Consider the following 16,262-nt stretch of genomic DNA (forward strand, 5'->3'; position numbering starts at 1 on the left):
GAGCAGTATGTCGGCAATGGCTGGCAAGACGTTAGTAGCTGCGTACACGCTCCGAAGCGGCGGCATTTTGATGCCTTGCGCGGGCTTGGTGGTGCGGCTTATAGTCCGGCCGTCACTCAGAAGGTGACCGGGTTTGGCGACCCGAAGAACGAGCCCTCAATAATCCAGAGAGCTTAATGAAATCGATACATTCCCCTAACCGGCCACGACTGCACCGTCCCAGCCCTGGTCATCGACACCCAGGCACCTCTCGACGTCCTTCACGATGCCGCCGCGCATCGCATTCGGGCCATCACCCAACTGCTGGAAAATCTGGCCTTCCGCGAACAACTCAGCAGCGATGCCGTAGTACTTTCAGACTTCGCCCACTTGCTGGCCATTCCGCTGCGCGATGGGTGCGATTTGCTGGATGTCATCAGTCGCAGGCTTAACGCCGATCTGTCCTGAGTGAAAATAGGGCGGCCGTAGTGTCGCCCGCTTTGTGCGTGAGTAGTACAACCAAATAAATCAACTAGATAAATCCGCCCCCCCTTTACTCACGCTTAAATAACAAGCATTTCAACTGAATAAATCCGCCTATTTTCTAGTTTGAACTACTGACCACATGGATTGACCAGCTGCAATATTTCCGGATGGCTCGTATATACGATGCCGGGATAGCGCGAGACATAAATTGCCTCGCTGGTCCGCCCGGTGGCTGTCACAAAATTACCCTCTGGCCCCACGTATGCTTTTTTCCCTTGCGGCACCATGACATCGAGCATGAGCTTTTTTTTCTTCATATCCGGTTTACTATGCGCATCCATTGGCCAAATCTGCAGCGCATAATCTTTGGTGAATAAATAGAAATTCGGTGACGTATCTCTGGACTCGTAGAGGTGAGCACACATGACGTCACTGACCAACACTTCTAAATCGGGCTTATAGTGCTGACTGCTATAACTGGCAAATATCAGCTTTGTTCGCGTCTGTACCGCAAGTGCATCCTGTGGACGACACGGCGCCATGTCACCATAAGGATAGGAGCACCAACTTACCTGACTCATTATGACAATATCCTCAGCCTTTATGGAAAGGTCCTTCTGGATAGCAATCTGGTCTTCGGGCTTTTCGTAGGGAATTCCTGCGCAGCCTGTTAATAGAGTGAGCTTGAACAGGATGACTAGGTAAAGACCTTTTCGGTATACGTTCCAATACTTCATTGTCGAATTTCCTTTTCTATTGTCATGACTTTCCTGCCGCTGCTAAATGGATAAACTTGAATCAGGAAAAATAGGGGTCAGACCACCAATATACATTGATGCATTAATCGCGGTCTGCCCCCTATTTTCATTCTTTTAAGATTCACACCCAATAGGTGCGAGGTCGTTCGAATAATACCCGAACAGCAGCCCGATGTGGCCCCACACAAAAAACCGCCCTCCAATCAGGGCATAAACCAGAAAGCAAAAAACACTTTCAGATGAGGGTACTTCCCAGTGTTCATAGGTTGATCACAGAACCAACTTCTGCAAGTGAACCACGAGTACCAGCGAACCCATTAACTTCAGTTTGCGAGAGGTGATGTAACTCGACTGATTTCCCATCATACCCAATTGGTGCTCGACCCGAGGCCATCCTCTCAAGGTTTGAGTCTTGAACAGTTTTACCTCGTACTCTCCAGGTCGATAGGGCCTCTGGATCAAAGAGGTCGTTACGTTGATAGACAGTCCTATCTAAAACTGTTGTTTTATTCCAAAAAGCACCAGCTTTAGGCATTGTACTTGCAACATCACTACCCGCCGTCGTGCCCGTACCAGCAGAACCCGTCCCTTTTGGACCATCAGCCTTTTAAGCGTTCTAAGAACTCGACCATCGCCTGTGGATCACGCTCCACAAGCTCTTCAATCAAATCTTCCGCTGCCCAATGCAGAATCATGTCCCCTCCCCCCCCATCCTTGCAGAGGATGAGATCAGCTGACAAAGAAGAGTCAACAACATTGACTTCTCTATCACTGAGTGCCCTCAAACCGCCATAACCATCATAAGGAATGACCCAGTAAAAGCGCTCGTTCTCTATCCAGTAAATCCCAAACACCTGCACGGGCTCTTCTCGCCCAATTTCTCGAATAATCATTCCACATCACTCAATAGTCCTACCGGGCTGCAGCACAGGGGGGCAGCTGCTGCGGCGTGGTAATTTTCATATCGTATGCTTTACCGGTTGCGGAGTTGTATTGATAGTGGAGGGTTATATTTTCTCCGCTAGGCAGACGGTGACTTACTTCCATTTTTTTCCGTCCCTTACTCCGCGGAAGGTCTTTATCACCAGCTAGTTTTGATCACGACCGGCTGAGGGATTTTCTATCACCCTGTTCCACAAAGTCTCTCGCTCAGATCTCTTGGCACCGTTGACTGATAGCTCTTTGCTGTTGAATGCGTTGCGTAGTCTGGAAGACCAGCAGAAAATTCATCGGCAGCATTTTCTCGACCATAATAATCTCTATTTACTCTAGACCTTTCAGTAATAGCATTCGGGCTATATGGATCATCCACAATAGTAGGTTTACCGCCACTGAAACCACCAGAACCGCCACCTTTTGCACCGTCAAGAAAGCTCTAAGAGTTCAACGGATCCCAAAGCACTCTCTTTACATACGCTATTGATTCCTCTTCAGTATCGAAGTCTTGGACTTCATAATCATCATTCAAAAGCATTTCTCTCCAACGCACACTCTTATCTTCGAACGCTGCAGCCAACTCAGCTTTCATCTCATCCAGCTTTCCACTTGATATCAAGCCTCTTAGGTATATATTTTTAGCAGCTTCCTCCTGAAAACCAAAGTCTGCAGAAAATATAGTCTTTAGCATATAGCGAATATTTTCATACATTATAAGATCCCCTCTATTTTGGCAACGGCGCTGGAAAAATAGTGATAGTCTCCCAAACATTTTTGCCAGGATTAAATTGATAAACACCTTCTACGCTGCGTAAGTTGCTTACTTTAGCAGGAGCGCCTAAAACTTCTAAATTTTTAGCTGTATTACCGCTTGACCAAATCCTCTTAAACCCTCTACCAAGGTCAGCCCCGACATCACCAACATCATCAGCCGTGACTCTAACTGTATCGCTGCCAGGATTACGAGCAATCGCTTTTTGCAAAGCGTTGTTTCGGACGAACTGATCAGCTTGAACCAACAAATCGTCAGAATGGAAGGCGGAGGACAATGGCGGAACCGATGGACCTATAGCGCCGTCCGGTTTTACACCAGTCTTTGCCCTGACCATCAGGTCTCCGTCAGTAACGTTACCACCGTGAACATCCAGTGAATGTGCGTTCGGATGACTTGTGAGCAACTCAAGTTTTTGTTGATCAATTTCACTTGAGGTATTTTTTGGGCCGTCGAAATTTGCATCCTTAGCTGCAATTTTACCTGTCCCCACAACTCCTGCGTCTCCAGGAACCAAACCCGACGTACTACCTTTTGCACCAAAATACCCCTCCGGCAACACACACGGCCCGGTATTGTGCACCCACGTCTTCAAATCCCCAACGTAGAACGTGTGCCCCACGTCCACCGTCAGGTTGAAGGTCTGGCCCACCGGCAAGTAAAGCTCCAGCGACTCCACTTCAGAGGACGTGTTGTCCGTATCGCCATCGGCCAGGGATTGAAGTTGATCTCCCGGTTTAAGATCGATAACCGGGATGAAGTCGCGCTTGGCCGGAACATAGAACGGGTGACCCGGCGTGACCAGCAGGGTTTCGCCTTCTGCTTTACCGTCTGCCCGAACACTTTTCAGCTTGAGGCGGTAAATCGGCTGGTCGGAGCGCTGATGAGTGGCGAGAATCGTAGCGGCGAAGGGTTTGCCGCCTTTTTCCGGTTTGCTCCAGACCACGTCGCCGACTTTGAGCGATTCGATGGCGCGGTCGCCGTTCGGGGTTGAGACTTTAGTGCCGGCAGCGAAGCAGCAGGGCTCTTTGTATTTTGTCAACACGACTTCATTGCTTCTGGCAGCAAGTAAGTCATCGGCTCTGACGTAGCTGCCTACATCACCAGTGAGGGCAGTCGGTTGATAGGCGCCGACGGATGTGGTCGGTGTACGAGTGCCCGTGCGCTCAAACTGTAACGTGGTGTCAAAGCTATTGGGGCTAAGGCCGTAGGTTGGGATGTCATCCGCCAATCGGGCCGTCATCCCCGCACCGGCTTCGCTTCTCGCCACCAGGGTGCTGTCAGCCCTGACAAGCGCTGAGGCTTCGCCGGCCTTGGAAATCTGCCCAAACCTGCCAGCAGTAGACCCTGGGGCGACCATGGTCGCAGCGTCAGTGACTAACTCTGAAACTTGCGCGGCTGACTCATAGCTGTTGCCTTGCAGGTCTGAAACGAATGCCCGCCCCGTTTGCCGGGTGGTCATTTGACCAACCGGGTTTAGAGACGGATCAGCAACCGGTCCTAGAAAGTCGTTGGCGACGCCCAGTGCGTTTCCGCCCAAAAGTTCACTACCGACTTTGGCTGTGGAAGTGACTAACCCCCACGCACTGCGCCCTACGCCTGCCACTCCGCCTTTGAAGCTTTCCAGGTAGTCCGTCGGCTTATCGCTGTAGTTCAAGTTGGATTTATAGAAATCCACTGTTCCTTGGCTGTTGTGGCCTTCAGGGTCGCCTAGGTAGTCGATATTTCTAGTGCCGTCTTTGTAGGCAGACGGGCGCGTGTCCTTGAAATCAAGAATCAAAGCCGCCGTCTCATTGCCACTGTATCCACGCTGGCTTCCGTCTGCGGACGCATCGGATCGAGCGTAGTTATCCGCAATTGGGGCCAGAGCCACACCTAAGTTCTGCAAGGTTGCTATATCGATCTTGCTTGCATCTTCAGGCGGGATTGACTTGCTCCAGTCTTCATCGGTGTAGTAAGTCAGCGCAACCGCCATGCGCCGCTCAGCCTCCTGCGGACTGATGTTTTGGTCCGCCGCCATTTTTGGCGCTTGCTCTTTGATCAGCTCAGCGGCTCGTGGGTGCAATTGCTCGTTGTAACGTTCAACGTTCCCCGCCACCCAGGCAGCGTCATTCGGGTTGCCGTTGACCAAGGACCCGGCCGCAATACCGATGATTTGAGCGGTTGCGACTTTGAATTGATCATCCTTTGCGAAACGTTCATCCAGATATTTACCCAAGTTCTCGGTCGCAATCGCTGTCAGCCCTTCAGCCGCGCCAGCGGCAATTGCGCCGGTCTTGAAGTCACCGCCTCGAGCCGCTGAAAGTGCGCCACCCAGGAGGGCGTGCATCAAGACCTTTTCCGCCGAGCCGGGGCTCAGGTCAAGATCATTCGCCAAGTTACCAAGACCTTTGTTGCCGGCTGCTGCGGCCAAGTCGAAGCCTTGCGATACCAAGGCCGAGCCCAGGTTGTCTTTCAAACTGCCACCGTTGATGGCGGTGGAAATACTGCTTTCGATGACCGCATGGGTACCGCCGCGCAGTACTGCATCCTGCGCTTTCTGCCAGCTCAACCATTCGCTGGAGTAGCCTGGGTTCTGCACCGGCCCCGCCGTAGTGACTTTCGCGCCCGCACCGTCAACCGGGCTTGCGCCCTTAAACCAATTACTGTCTGCGTAGTTCAACGCCCCGGTTGCCAGACCGGCAATGGCCGCGTTCTTCAGACTGCTGCTGCTGAAGGTGTCCTTGAGTGCAAGGCCGATGTTGCCTTTATTGTTGATCGTGCTCACAGCACCGGTACTGGCCAGCGAGGTCAACGCGGCGGTGGCCATCATGTTGCCCAGCCCCGCACTTGTGGCTGCAACCGCTGCCGACGTACTGGTCGCCGCAACCGCAGCAGTGCCGGCGGCCATGGTTGAACCGGCCGATGCACCTGCGCCCACCAATGCGCTAGCACCACCTGCCGTCACAATGGTGACGATAATGATGACCGCCAACATGGCGCCCTGGCCCATGCCCGAGTTGCTGTACTTGAAGGAGTCATGCAACTCTTTTACCTGGCGCCAATCCACGTCGCCGCGCTTCTCGGCATCTTTGAGCCAGGCCAATTGCGGGTCGGCCTTGACCATGGTGTCGATGGTCTGGCTGACGGTTTGCTGGTCGACTTGTTTGATGTCGATCTTTAGGCCGTTAACGGCTTCGATGACGGTCTGCCCCTTGGCAACCAGTTCACTCTGACGCAAGGTTTCATCGGTCTTGCCTTTGCCCTTCATCGAGAACCAAGCCATGTTGCTCTTGCTCTTGGTATGGCTCTCGTCGTGATAGTCCTTTACGCCTTCAAACGTCACGGCGCCGCCGCTTTTCAGGATAAGGTCGTTGCCGCTGTTGAGCTTGGCGACCTGGTACAGCTGGTCGCCATTGCTAACCAAAGTCAGGTTGCCTGCGGTTTTGATCTCAGTGCCGACGTTGGTGGTCTGGGTAACTTCATCACGCTTGGCTTTTTTGGCGCCCCAGCCGCCGTTCTCGTTCATGTCATACAGGGTATGCGTACTGTTCTGCGCCGCCAACAAACTCAACTTATCCCCGCTATACAGATAAGCCTCATTTCCCGCGCTGATCCTGCTCGCCACGATCGTGGTGTCACGCCCGGCCTGGCTGACAAAATCCCCACCCGCCGTCAGCACGCTCGCCACTTGGGTGGTCTGCTCGTCCGCGGTCTTGATGCGTTTCTTGCCGTGCTTTTCCTTGCCGTCGACGTTGTGCATGTCGCTGACGGAGGCGATGTTGAGGTCACGGCCGGCGGCGATGTTGAGGTCTTTGCCGGCGGTGGCAGTGCTGCCGATGATGTTGACGTCTTGCCCGGCTTGCATGTTAATGCTGCCGCCCGCCGTGACGCTGGCGGCGAGGTTTTTGACGTCGGTGGTGATGCTGGATTTCTCGCCGCCGTCGCGGATCTCGTGCTTGACGCTGGTGTCGCTGGCGGCGATGAGGTTGAGGTCGCGGCCTGCGGTGAGGTTGGCGTCGTTGCCCGCTACCAGCGCGCCTCGGTTGGTGAGGTCGCGGCCAGCGTCCATGGCCAGGTTTTCGCGGGCGACGATGGTGCCGCCGCTGCCGTCGGTGAGGGTGCGCATGCCGGCGCCGTCACGCACCTGGATGGCGGTGGTTTCGTTGGTGATGTCGCCTTTGAGCGCCGTGAGGCTGACTTGCTTGCCGCGAATCTCACCGGCCATGGCGTTGCGGATGCTGTCTTGGGCCAGCAACGCCAGGTTGTTGCCGGCTTCGATCAGGCCGCCGTTGTAGAGGCTGCCACCAGCCGCAGCGGAGAGGTTGTTGCTGGCGCGCAGGGTGCCGACGTTGATCAGGTCACCGCCGGTGACCAGGTTGAGGTCGCGGCCCTGGATCAGGCTGTTGCCGCGTACGTTGCGCGACTCGGCCTGGGCCAGGTAGAGCACGGGCACGAGGACGGTCTGGCCGTCGACCACGCGGTTTTCCATCCACACGATGTCGTGGGTCAGGGCGCCGACTTGCTGGCTGGTGAGGGTGACACCCAGGCTCAGGCGCAGCGCATCTTTGCTGGCCAACGCGTTGTCCATCAGGTAGCGGAACTGGTCGGCGTCGCTGTACAGGCCGCCGGCGAGGAAGCGTTGGCCGGTTTGGGCGAGCACGGCGTCGCGGATCAGGCGGGTTTCGTATTGGCCATCGCCGAGGCGGCGCCAGGCGTTGTCTGAGCTGAAGCCGAGTTTGCCGAGCATGTAGTCGGAGCTGAAGAAGCCCGTGAGGGAGGCGAACTCGGGGTTGGTCTCGATCAGGTAATGGCTGGTCGGGTCAGGATTTTTAACGAACAGGCCGTACTCGCCCTTGGGCAGTTGGAAGTTGGGCGAGGTGGTCGGGTCGACCGGGGCGAAGGCGGTGCCGGTGTAGTCCACGGGCACGAAGCCGCCGCCGGGGGCCGCGCCTGCTACGGGCAGGATGCTGCCGGCGGCCTTGGCGCTCGGGTCGTTGGCGTGTTTGCTCAGGTTGATGTTGATGCCACCGACGGGGATGCCGGTCTGGTCGTCGCCGAGGGTGCCGGTCAACTGGGCCAGGGTGTTGTTGTGCAGCGTGCCGTTTTGCAGGGTGCGGGCGACGTTGAGGTTGACCGTGCCGCCGGCTTGCAGGGTGGCGTCGTAGCCGGGGCCACTGTTGTTGGTCCAGGTGGTGACGTCGCTTATGTGCTCGAAAGGATAGCTATTGGGTGAGCGGTTTTTCAGCTCTTCAAAGCGCGCCTTATCGAAATGCCCAGCCGCCGTGGCCGCATTGAAAGCGGGAACGTCGACCCATTGCATGCGTTCAAATAAATCGTCGGAGACACGTCCTGGCGTGGTGACGACAATCTTGCGCTGCCCTGTGCGCGTGGCGGCACCCTGGTTAAGCAGGTCACCGGCGGCAATACTCAGGTCGCCATTGGCAGCCATCAGGCTGTAGCGATTCTGCACATTGTCGCCTTGCAGCAGCATGTTTTTGCCAGCTACCAGGCGCGCCGCTGCCGAATCCTTGGTCGCCGCCTCAAGGTAGGTCTCGTAGATGGTGATGATGCCTTTTTCCCACCAATCTTTTTCGCCGCAGTGCTGGCCACAGATCCAACTCAAGCTGCCGGTGGTCAGCGTCTGCCCGAGTTCGAATTCATCTTTGGCGTTTTCGATAAAGCCCGCATTGATACCGATCGAGCCTTCGCTTTCCACGGTGCCGGAACGGTTACTGAACAGCGCGGCACGCCCGCCATCGCGCGCGGCGAAGCTCAAGTCGCCTTTGCTGTAGACGTCGCCATGAAGGTTGCTGAAACCATTGGCGCGCAGAGTCAGGTTGCCACCGCTGAACAGCAGCGAATCGGCCGCGTTGGTGATGCCATTGACCGCAGTGAGATTTACCGCACCCTGGGCGCCGAGGGTGCCGCGGTTATTGATCTGCGCCGCGGCGATATCCAGTTGCTGACGCGCAGTGAGGAAACCGAGGTTGTCCAGGGTGCCGCCCAGTGTCAGGCGGGTATTGTTGGCCGCCAGGCGGCCGCCGTTCTGGCTGAGGTTGTTCGCCGCCACGGTGAGTGTCTGCAGGGCCGACACGCGACCGCTGTTGCTCATGTCGCCAGTGGTGATGCTCAGGTCACCGTCGCTGAGCAGTTCGCCGCCGTTGTCCAGGCTTGCCACATTGAGGACCAGGCCCTTACCGCTGGCCATGCGGTCGCCGGCCTTGAGGGCCAGGCCTTGAGCACTTTTGTAGGTAAGCACTTCGTTGAGTTGCAGGCGACCGAGCCCGTCGACTTTGCCGAACGCCCAGTCGGCGGTACCCATGCCGTTGATAGTGCCCTGGCTGCCGTTGAGGCTGGCGGTGTTGATGCGAAACAGGCCGCTGCCGGCGTGCTGCAACAGGCCGGCCTGGTTATTCAGGCTGGTGGCGTCGAGGCTGAAGGCCGTGCTGCCGAATTCGAGGGTGCCGCCCTGGTTGTTCACCGCGCCGCTGAGGTTGAGGCTGCTGCTGGCACCGCCAAGCGCGCGCAGTTGGCCGTTGGCGCTGTTGTCCAGGTTGCCACCGTTGAGGCTCAGCCCCTGGTTGGCTTCGATCAGGCCGCCCTGGTTGGTGAGGGTGTCGCGTGAGGTCAGGTTGAGCAGGTTGCCGCTGACCTGGCCGCCCTCGCTGTTGTCGAGGGTGGCGCCGCTGACGGTCAGCTGTTCTTTGCCGAACAGTTTGCCGCCACGGTTGGCCAGCGCTTCGACGGTCAGTTGCAGGTTGCCGACCAGGCTCGCCATCAGGCCGCCGCTGCCGTTGTCGACCTTGTCGGCGGTGACGGTCAGGCTGTCGCCTTGCACCGTGCCGCCCTGGTTATCCAGGCTGGTGGTGTGCAACTCGGTGAGAGCGCCGCCGCTGAGGATCAGGCCCTTGCGGTTGCTCACATCCTGGCCGCTGAAACTCAAGCCCCCGGCGCCGGCCAGCAGTTGGCCGTCGTCGTTGTTACTCAGGTGCTGGGCGGTGATGTCCAGGCGTTTGCCACGCAGGGTGCCGCCGCTGTTGTCGAGGGTGGTGAGTTGCTTGACCAACACACTGCGCTCGCCCGCGTCGATCTGGCCGCCGACGTTGGTCAACAGGTCGCTGACGTTGAGCACCACGTCGCCGCCATCGCTGACCAACGCGCCTTTGTTGCTGTTGGTGAAGCGCTGCGCCGTCACATCGACGGTTTGGCCGAGCAGGATGCCGGCACTGTTGTCGAAACGCTCGCCGCGCAGTTGCAGCAGGCCTTCGCTCTGGATGCGGCCCTGGGCGTTGAGCAATTGGCCCGGGCCTTTGAGCAGCAGGCTTACGCCCTGGGCGCCACCGGCGAGCAAGCCGGCGCTGCGGTTGTCGAGGCCGGAGGCGCGTACGTCGAGTTGGTCACCCAATACGCGTCCGGCGCGGTTATCGATATCGCCTCCGGCGACGTCGAGCAGCAATTGTTTGCCGACGATGACGCCGCTCTGGTTATCCAGGTTCGCGGCGTGCAGTTCGATATTGCCCTGCCCGGCCTGCACGCGGCCCTGGGCGTTGTTGAGCTGTTGCGCGGCGGTGAGGGTCAGCTTGCCGGTGTCGGCGCTCAATACGCCGCCGGCATTGCTGCCGAGGGTGCCGGCGTTGACGGTCAGGTCGGTGCTGGCCTGGGCGAAACCCTGGGTGTTGTTGAAGCCGTTGCTGACGGTGAGGTTGAGCGCGCCGCCGTCGGCCTGGATCAGGCCCTTGAGGCTGTTGTCGAGCTCGGTGGCATTGACGGTGGCGGTCTTGGCCACCAGCACGCCGTTCTGGTTATTGAGCTTGCCGGCGTTGAGCGTCAGCTCGTCGGCGATGATTTGCCCGCCGCTGTTGTTCAGGTCGGCACTGGTGAGTACCAGGCTGCCGCCGGCCATCTCGATACGGCCCTGGTTGTTCAGGGATGCGCTGTTGAGCGTGGCGGCCTGGCCGTCACCAAAGCGAATCAGACCACCGAGGTTGACGATGGCCGGCGAGTTGATCACCAGGCTCTGTTCGCCGAACAGGCGCGCGGTGGCGCCCTGGTTGGTCAGTTTGGCGCTGCTGACGTCGACGGTCTTGGCCTGGATGATCGCGCCCTGGTTGGTCAGCGCTTGCGCGGCGGTGATCGCCAGGGCGCGGCTGGCCAGCAGGTTGCCGGAGGTGGTGACGGTTTGCGCGTTGACCACCAGATCGCCGGTGGTGTTGCGGCTGTTGTCGGAGGCGACGCCGGCTTCGACGATGCCGGGGTTGGTGACGGTCGCGGCGTTGAGTTCAATGCGCTGGCCGGCCGCCACGCTCTTCTGGTTGACCAGGGCCTGGGCGCTGGTGATCTGCACGTTGCCGGTGGCGTAGACCTTATCGGTGAGGTCGACGTTCTGCGCGGTGACCTTGATGTTGCCGGCGGTGGCCGCCGCCTGCGCCATGCTCAAACGCCCGTTGGCATCGAGCTGAATATCCCCACCACTGGCCGCCAGCGTGCCGTCGAGCTTTACGCCCACACCCGCCTCGGTGCCCACCAGCTTGATCGCGCCGGCGTACATGCCGCCCAACGCGCTGGAGTCGATCGCCAGCTCGGGCTTGGCGCTGCCGTCGTCGGCGCGCGGTGTGGTTTTCAGGCTTTGGGCGTCCACATCGTTGCGCCCGGCGATTACGTTCAGTTCGCGCGCGTTGATCTGCGCGTTGATCTTGGCCGAGCGGGTGATGATGTCGAAGCGGTCAACATTGCTGGCGTTCAAGCCTTCGCCGTCGATGGTCACGGCGCCGCCGTCGACCTGGTAGCTTTTCAGTTGGCCGTTCGCGTCAAGTACCGGTTTGCCGGTGGTGAGGGTGACGTTCGGCGTGTTGATAAAGCCGCAGCCGCTGCAGGTGACGCCGTACGGGTTGGCGACGATGACTTTGGCCGACTGCCCCGCCACTTCGGTGTAGCCGCGCAGTTGGCTGGGGTTGCTGCCGGTGACTTCGTTGAGGATGACGCTGGCCGCGCCGCCCTTGAGGTTGGGGTTGCCGACGATGTAGCCGCCCAACTGGGTGTTGGTCACCGCGCCGCTGGCATTGTTGAGGATCACGCCGTTGGGGCCGACGTTGTAATCCTTGAACTGGTTATGGGACAAGCCGGCGCCGTTGGGCGTGGCGATGTTCACCACGGGCACGCCATTGCCCGCCGCGCCAACAGTGGTGCCCGGCGCGCTGACCACAATGCCTTCGGCCTGGGCCAGCAGCGGCTGCCAGAACAGCGCGTTGGCCAGGATCAACGCCAGCCCGCGCTTGGGCAGGCCGAAGAACGCGTCACGCGGCTTCAAAGCGGCGGAAGGTTGGCGGGCCAGGAAGGCAAATTGGCGAACATCCATTGTCAGATTCTCATTGCGGCGGGGCGTTGAATTACAGGAAGAAGTCCATACGGAAGTAGATCGGCGCTTCGCGCTCGCTCACTACGGCCGGTCTTTCCAAAGAATGGGCAAAGGTCACGCTGGTGCTGACGTGCTTGCCCCGGGCGAACAGCTCCAGGGAGTTGCTGGACACGCGGCCATGCACATCGCCGTTGTAGCGGTCGTTGCTGATCACGCCCTGGTCGTAGCCGACGCTGGCGCCGTACTCGGCAAACGCCGGGCGCATCCAGTCCAGGGTCACCGGGCGCGCCCAACGCACCTCGTTGCGCCAGTAGCCGCCGCTGTCGCCGGTCAGTTGCTGGTCCTTGAAACCGCGTACCGAGGCCGAGCCGCCCAGGCTCACGCGTTGCGGGCTGAACAGAATGTCTTCGCTGCGCTGACCGGTGGCCAGGCTGGAAAAACTCAACGACTCGCCCCATAGCGTGAACGGCTGCAGATAGCTGACGGTGGCGGTGTATTTGCGGTAGCGCGAATTGGCCTGGCGGTTGCCGAACTGATCGCGTTCTTCTTCAGACTGGGCATCGAGCAGGCCGATGCCGTTCTGCATGCCCAGGTCGAGGTTGACGAACGCAGTGCCGATGCGCCGACCGTGGTTGATGCCGAACTGGAGCTCGCTGAGGCGGTTGCTGCTCGGCGCGGTGCGCACGTCGAGGACGTAGTTGTTGGTACGCAGATGGGACAGGCCGACGTTCACCGAGGTCTTGCTCACGTCGTCGCGGTGGATCACCCGCTCGGCGCGCAGTTGATGGTTCTGGTTGTCGCCGTCCTGCTTGAATTTGAAGTCGTTGGTGTGGCCGTAGGTGCGGTAGTCGCTCTCGCTGTAGGTGTAGCTGAAGTTCCACCACCCCCATGGCACGTTGTAATACAGCATGCTGTTTTTCGAGGTTTTCTGGTGGTCGCTGACCGCATCGTGGCCGCCGCGCAGCATCAGTTGGTCGCCCAGGCCCAGTGGGCTGTCCCACTCCAGGCCGGCGCCCCATTGCTGTTCGCCGGTGCTTTTCTGGCCGTCGTTGTTACGCGACAGGCTGGCGCGCCAGGGCTTTTGCGGGGTGTTCTTGACCACCACGTCACTGCCGCCAATCTGCTGGCCTGGGGTCAGTTCCATCTGCGCCTGCTTGGAGGGCAAGCGGTTAAGTTGGTCCACCAGTTGCTCGATTTCGCGCAGGTTCAGCGCCTCGCCGACCTTGCCGGGAAAGGCCATGGCCAGTTCGCGGTCGGTGACGCTGCTGCCCTCGGCGCTTTTCAACGCTTCAAGCTTGCCCTCCACCACCAGCACTTGCAGGTGGCCGCTGGACAGGTCCTGTTGCGGCAAATAGGCACGGCTGGTGACGCGGCCTTTGGCGATGTAATAGTCGGTGATGGCCTTGAGCAGTTCGTTGAGCTGCGACACGCCCAGGCACTGGCCCAGATAAGGTTTGAGCAGGCGCGTGCGGTCGGCGGCGGACAGGCTGTCGGCGCCCTTGAGTTCGATGTCTTGGATCGGGAAGCAGCGAGTGTCTGCCGGCGTCGTCGGAGCGGCGGGCTTGGTCTGTTTGCCGGGCAGGTCCTGAAGCTCTTGCAGACGACGGCTCTGCTCTTCGAGCAGGCGATTCTGCCGGTCGCGGATCAGGTCCTGGTCCCCGGGGGTGGGGGCGGCGGTGGCGCTGTTCATGCTCAAGCAAACGAGCAGGAAAGTGCATAGAAAGTACCGAGTCCGTGGTAATAACAGAGACATGTTCGATCCATCGAAAATCAAGGGGGCGCAAACTAACATCGAACTTGCGCTAGCCCAAGCTAATGAGCTAGTTGCACGATCGCACCTATTTAGTTCGCAAGCCCTTGATTAATAACAATAAAAACCAATCAAAAAGAGCATGCGCAGATTAACGGAACAATTATTCCGACCAGTGGCTGCACTTTTTGAATATGAGTCGGCCACAACTAATTAGATGCCATTATTTAGCCATCAAGTTATTGCCGAGATAGGTTAGTACCGAGAAAGACGGAAAAGTTCGCGGGCGTTTTGTGAATTGGATCCCATTTGTCGGTATTCCAATGCAACGCCGCTAGAGCAGGACCCGCCAGCGTTGGCGTGGTGAGCCTGCTCACTAGGGCAAGCCCACTCACCACACCGTCATGACTGCACGGTTTATCTGACGCTTTGATCTTTTTCCTGGCCGGGGACGAGGGTCAATGCCGGGCGTTCCACGTCGCGGGAGACATGGGACCTTACCTCTTCCACACCGCCCTCTTCGTCGTTGTGGATAACCAGTACGCCGGGGCGGCGCAGTTGCTCCAGATCGCCGGCACCCAGTTTGAAGCTCTCACTGAGGTGCTGGTCGCTCAAGGCGTTGGCTTGTGCGCGGCGTTGGGCGAACTTACGGCCCTTGCGTTGCTGATAGCGCGCCCAGGACACCAGGATTACCGCGTTGAACAACGCGATCCACAGGTAGATCTGCAAGGTGTTGAGCGCCGCGAAAATCGGCGCTTCGATACGCGGGCCACCGTGGGTGTCGAGCATCGAGGTGATACCGCGTGCCAGCAGCCAGATCAATCCGGCCCAAGCCATCAGGGTCAACAGCACATCGATAATCCACATCACCAGGCTTTGGCGAGTTCTGACCAGGTGCATGATCACGCCTCCTCACTGACAGGTTTGATGCCACGGTCCGGGCTGACCCAGCGCGCGCGTTTCTGATGTTGGTTGAACAACACCTTGGGGAAACTGACCAGCGTGGTAAACAGGCTGACCAACCAGAACACCATCGGGTACCACACGGTCCAGAACAGGGTTTTCCACAGGTCTTTCTCGTAACGGCGGTCGATGATGATGCTCACCGCGAACTGCAGCAGGCAGACCATCGCCAGTACCAGCCCGGTAAAAGCCGGCGGCATCAGAGCGTCGACGGCGATTGCCTGTGGCAGCGCAATAAACTTGCCCACGCCCCAAAAGATCACCGACAGCAGGAAGGTGAACGCCCAGCCGGTGGACAGGCAGTACTCGAACAGCAGCGGCCACAGATAGCGGTGACGCCACTGCCAGATGCCGCGGATATTCTTAAACAGCACTTCGGCGCCGCCCTGGGCCCAGCGCAGGCGCTGCTTCCACAGGCCGCCGACGGTTTCGGGCATCAGGATCCAGCACAGCGCGCGCGGCTCGTAGAAGATGGCCCAGTGATCCAACTGCAGCTTCCAACTCACGTCGATGTCTTCGGTGATCATGTCGGTGCTCCAGTAGTCGATGCGGTCCAGCGCCTTCTTACGGAACGCTACCACCACCCCCGACACCGTGAAGATCCGGCCGAACACGCGCTGGGTGCGCTTGATCAAACCGATGATCGACGAGAACTCACCCACCTGGACGCGACCGATCAGGGTCGACCGCGTGCGAATACGTGGGTTGCCGGTGACGGCGCCCAGGCGTGGGTTGTCCAGCATTGGCGCCACCAGATAAGCCGCCGCGTTTTTGTCGAGCAACGCGTCGCCGTCGATGCACACCAGGTATTCGCTGCGTGACGCCACGGCCCCCATGCGCAGGGCAACGGCCTTGCCCTGGTTCTGCGCCAGGTGCAACACGCGCAAGCGTGGGTGTTCCAGCGCCAGGGCATCGAGCACCGCCGCGGTGTTGTCTTTGGAGCCGTCGTTGACCGCGATCACTTCAATGTTCGGGTACAACTGGCCGAGCGCCGCATGGATGGTATCGGCGGCGTTATCCCCTTCGTTGTAGCAAGGGATGATGATCGAGATCAGCGGGTTGCCGGCCAGGGTCGGCGCCGGCGTGTCTTCCTCCCAAGGCCAGTGGCGCTCCCAGTGCAGCCAGAAGTACAGGCCGCCGGCAATCCACAGCGCCGACATAAACAGCGGGTAGAAGAACACGAAGTCCATCAGGAACTGCCCGGTGACCAGAAAGATCAGGCCCAGGGGCACGCCCAACACCAGCGCCAGTACGAATAAAGCCAGGATTCTGTCGAACATG

The 16,262-nt window shown here is 58.8% G+C and carries 9 protein-coding genes; 1 reads left to right on the forward strand and 8 read right to left on the reverse strand.

From position 1 onward, the window contains the following. Nucleotides 1-189: 189 nt before the first annotated feature. Complete coding sequence (locus QRN41_RS02220; protein ID WP_167418142.1) at nucleotides 190-447, forward strand: hypothetical protein; 258 nt, start codon at nucleotides 190-192, stop codon at nucleotides 445-447. A 146-nt stretch (nucleotides 448-593) separates the two neighbouring features. On the opposite strand, the gene QRN41_RS02225 is transcribed toward QRN41_RS02220, so the two are convergent. From QRN41_RS02225 to pgaC, 8 genes are all read right to left on the reverse strand, one after another. After that, nucleotides 594-1,202, reverse strand: a complete 609-nt coding sequence (locus QRN41_RS02225) for a hypothetical protein (RefSeq protein WP_173603349.1) — start codon at nucleotides 1,200-1,202, stop codon at nucleotides 594-596. A 280-nt stretch (nucleotides 1,203-1,482) separates the two neighbouring features. Beyond that, nucleotides 1,483-1,758 (reverse strand): HNH/ENDO VII family nuclease, encoded by a 276-nt coding sequence (locus QRN41_RS26155; protein ID WP_167418112.1) that lies wholly within the window; start codon nucleotides 1,756-1,758, stop codon nucleotides 1,483-1,485. A gap of 64 nt (nucleotides 1,759-1,822) precedes the next feature. Continuing rightward, nucleotides 1,823-2,116, reverse strand: coding sequence for a hypothetical protein (locus tag QRN41_RS02235; RefSeq protein ID WP_123480125.1), 294 nt, complete (start codon nucleotides 2,114-2,116; stop codon nucleotides 1,823-1,825). A 482-nt stretch (nucleotides 2,117-2,598) separates the two neighbouring features. Further along, entirely contained in the window at nucleotides 2,599-2,871 is a 273-nt protein-coding gene (locus tag QRN41_RS02240) for a hypothetical protein (protein WP_123480124.1), read from the reverse strand. A gap of 13 nt (nucleotides 2,872-2,884) precedes the next feature. Next, nucleotides 2,885-12,268, reverse strand: a complete 9,384-nt coding sequence (locus QRN41_RS02245; RefSeq protein WP_285421113.1) for a two-partner secretion domain-containing protein — start codon at nucleotides 12,266-12,268, stop codon at nucleotides 2,885-2,887. A gap of 31 nt (nucleotides 12,269-12,299) precedes the next feature. Next, nucleotides 12,300-14,021, reverse strand: coding sequence for a ShlB/FhaC/HecB family hemolysin secretion/activation protein (locus QRN41_RS02250; protein ID WP_285421114.1), 1,722 nt, complete (start codon nucleotides 14,019-14,021; stop codon nucleotides 12,300-12,302). A gap of 414 nt (nucleotides 14,022-14,435) precedes the next feature. After that, the gene (gene pgaD / locus QRN41_RS02255; RefSeq protein WP_034136407.1) at nucleotides 14,436-14,918 is read right to left on the reverse strand and encodes a poly-beta-1,6-N-acetyl-D-glucosamine biosynthesis protein PgaD; all 483 of its coding nucleotides are present in this window, start codon (nucleotides 14,916-14,918) and stop codon (nucleotides 14,436-14,438) included. 2 nt (nucleotides 14,919-14,920) lie between these two features. After that, the gene (gene pgaC / locus QRN41_RS02260) at nucleotides 14,921-16,261 is read right to left on the reverse strand and encodes a poly-beta-1,6-N-acetyl-D-glucosamine synthase (protein WP_034095272.1); all 1,341 of its coding nucleotides are present in this window, start codon (nucleotides 16,259-16,261) and stop codon (nucleotides 14,921-14,923) included. Nucleotide 16,262: the final 1 nt, after the last annotated feature.

The organism is Pseudomonas sp. efr-133-TYG-23, from assembly GCF_030209215.1.
In the GTDB taxonomy this organism is placed as follows: Bacteria; Pseudomonadota; Gammaproteobacteria; order Pseudomonadales; family Pseudomonadaceae; genus Aquipseudomonas; species Aquipseudomonas rhodesiae.